The sequence below is a fragment of the Caballeronia calidae genome (assembly GCF_900044055.2).
Taxonomy (GTDB): domain Bacteria; phylum Pseudomonadota; class Gammaproteobacteria; order Burkholderiales; family Burkholderiaceae; genus Caballeronia; species Caballeronia calidae.
This window is the reverse complement of record NZ_FCOX02000213.1, coordinates 1-2698: the sequence shown is the minus strand read 5'-3', so window position 1 is coordinate 2698 and position 2698 is coordinate 1. Positions and strand designations below refer to the sequence as shown.

Here is a 2698-nt window from a genome sequence, read left to right as displayed (position 1 = left end):
GGCCGAACTGGGTAACTGTGCTGCCGACAGCGGCCAATTGCCGATCGTTGTGGCGGCGGTAGCGCGCGACGCCGGGGCCGCCCCCAAGCAAGTCCTTGCCGATGCGGGCTACCGCTCGGAGGCGACGTTCGAACAATTGCGCGAGCACCCCGCCGAGTTGATCGTGGCGCCCGGACGCGAGGGCAAGAAAGAGGTGAAGGTCGATGCCCGGAAGCGCCCGCTATGCGCCGCGATGGCCGACAAGTTTACTTGTGCGCAAACTCAGGCGGCCTATCGAAAGCGCAAATGGCTGTCCGAACCGCCGAATGCCTGGGTAAAGAGCGTTCTCGGATTTCGACAATTCAGCATGCGTGGACTGGCCAAGGCACAGGCCGAATGGAAACTCGTCTGCGCGGCGCTGAACCTACGCAGAATGTCGAAAATGACGCCTGCGTAAGTCCCGAAGGGGACAACATTGCCCTGATTTCGCCGCCGGGAAAGCCACTTTTGCGCGCAATGGCGGGCCAAACCGCAATCGGCGTTGACGCCCGCACGATGTGGCGTCAGTACCGGCAGCTCAAATTCTGTCTGCCGCGCGGATTCCTAGCCCTTCGCCACCATCAGGCTGGCCACGGGACTTCCCAGCCAAGCTGTTTGCGTGCTAGGCACGCCAATAAAAAGGCCCGCGTGGCGGGCCTGAAAAGCCGCAAGTCACGGACGCAAAGACGAAAAAGCCGTGCGCGGTTGACGCGGCTCAATGCTCGGATGAGTCGCGCCGTTTGTCAGTATAGGCTGCGCTTGTCGCCGGCGCGGCAGTTTTTCGCTCGCATCACCAACGGGGCCATGGGAGTACCAGGCGGGGACCGTCTGGCCAGGGGTGCGTGGTCACAGGCTGCAGGGCCGCGAGCCCCTCGTATAGCCTTTCGGTGGGCGGGCCAGGCCTTGACTGCGTCCTAGGGAGTGCTTTCGACTGGCGCTGCCTCGGAAGCGCCTTCGAGAATTTGAGTGGGCGGCACTCGATTAAGAGGGTGGCTGGGGATTGCCCGCGAGCGCTGTGGAAGCGCACCAATCGCGCACCAGGCAACCTCGTCCTTCGACATCGCCGCGAACTGAGGTTGCCCCGCTTTGACGGACGGATTTGCATTCAAGGGTTTTAGGTTATCTAACCTCCGTTGAGCGTTGAGTCGCGAGTTGTCCACGGACGGGCAGCGGGTCGCTTCTCACGACCATGACGCTGCCCGGCGGTGGGCAACTCGCTGGGCGACGCGATTTTTGTCTTCGCGTTCAGGTTTTCAAATTCGAGCGGCGAACAATAGCCGATGCTGCTGTGTAGGCGGCGTACGTTGTACCAGCCTTCCAGAAAGGAAAAGATGCGCCGCCGTGCCTGTTCATGTGTCGCGAAGTGTTCGCGCGAGAGCAACTCGGCTTCGAGCGTGCCAAAGAATGACTCACACATCGCGTTGTCGTAGGCGTCGCCGGCCGTTCCCATCGACGGTTGCACACCGGCTTCGCGACAGCGTCGCCCGAAGGCAATAGATGTATATTGGGCAGCCCTGGTCCGAATGCAAGATAACGCCCTCATGGCGCCGTTGCTGCAACGCCATGTCCAGAGCGCGCAACATGAGTTCGGTATATAGATGGTTCGACATCGCCCAACCAACGATGCGCCGGCTGAATACGTCAAGCACCACAGCCAGATAGAGAAACCCCTCGCCGGTCGGGAGTGGAGTAAGAGACAGGGCGTAGTCGAACTATTTCCCCGCCTCTCCTCCCCGAACCGGACTTGCACTTTTCAGCGCATCCGGCTCTCCATTCAAGTGTTGCTCATAGCAAAGGCAACATCGGCATAGCGCGACTCAATGGTACTTCGTGTCTCATCGCGCATGATGTACGGATTTTCCATCGGGGTACGCCAGGTGAAACGACCCTTGCGGCTGGTAACAAGACGCCGAAGCGCCACCGCTCCGTACCAACCTCGACTGTTTTGGCCCTGCAGCACCCATGTCGTTGCCTGTCCCGGCTCTGGTGCGCGGATGTATTCGCGCATCAGCGACCTGAACCCACGCCGGTGCCTGCGCGCGAGCCAGTATCCGAATTTCCAGAATACAACCCGGTCCAGCTTGCGAAACATGGTGGCCGTAAAGTCGGTGTATTGGTAGAAGGCGGCCCAACCGGCAAGCTGCCGGTTCAGGCTTTCCATCAGGTCCATCCGGTTCATGCTGTAGTTGCCCGACAGCTGCTTGACCAGCCGCCCGGCAAAGCCCCGATACTTCTTCCACGGAATGGTTGTCACAGGTCGCATGCGACCGCGTGCCCCACGCTTGCGGATGATGCGGTGACCGAGGAAGACAAAGCCGTCGTTCACGTGCGTAATATGGGTCTTTTCCATATTTAGTGTGAGCTTCAGTTCGCCTTCGAGGAACCCCCGACATGCTTCACGCACTGTCTCAGCATGTTCACGTGTGCCTTTGACCACGATCACAAAATCATCTGCATACCGACAGTAGGAAATAGCTGGTTTCCACTGCCGGTTTTCTCGAACAGCAATCGGACGCTGCTTGAGAATTGCGAAGTTCCACGCCCATCGATCCTTCCGCACTTTCTTGCTCAAGTAGTTCTTTTCCATCCACACATCGAATTCGTGCAGCATGATGTTGGATAACAAGGGTGAGATGACGCCCCCTTGAGGAACGCCTTCGCTCGATGCACGAAACAGATC

General features: G+C 59.3%; 2 protein-coding genes and 1 pseudogene. 1 reads left to right on the top strand and 2 read right to left on the bottom strand.

The window, feature by feature from the left end:
- Positions 1–436: transposase (locus AWB78_RS42055; RefSeq protein ID WP_157697889.1), on the top strand; the 436-nt coding region annotated here is incomplete at its 5' end.
- Positions 437–1270: 834 nt separating this feature from the next.
- On the opposite strand, the pseudogene AWB78_RS49110 reads toward AWB78_RS42055, so the two are convergent.
- Positions 1271–1724: pseudogene (locus tag AWB78_RS49110) on the bottom strand (IS3 family transposase); the annotation flags it as partial.
- Positions 1725–1792: 68 nt separating this feature from the next.
- Positions 1793–2698 (bottom strand): reverse transcriptase domain-containing protein (locus AWB78_RS42045; RefSeq protein ID WP_074173730.1); only part of this gene is annotated, 906 nt, incomplete at its 5' end.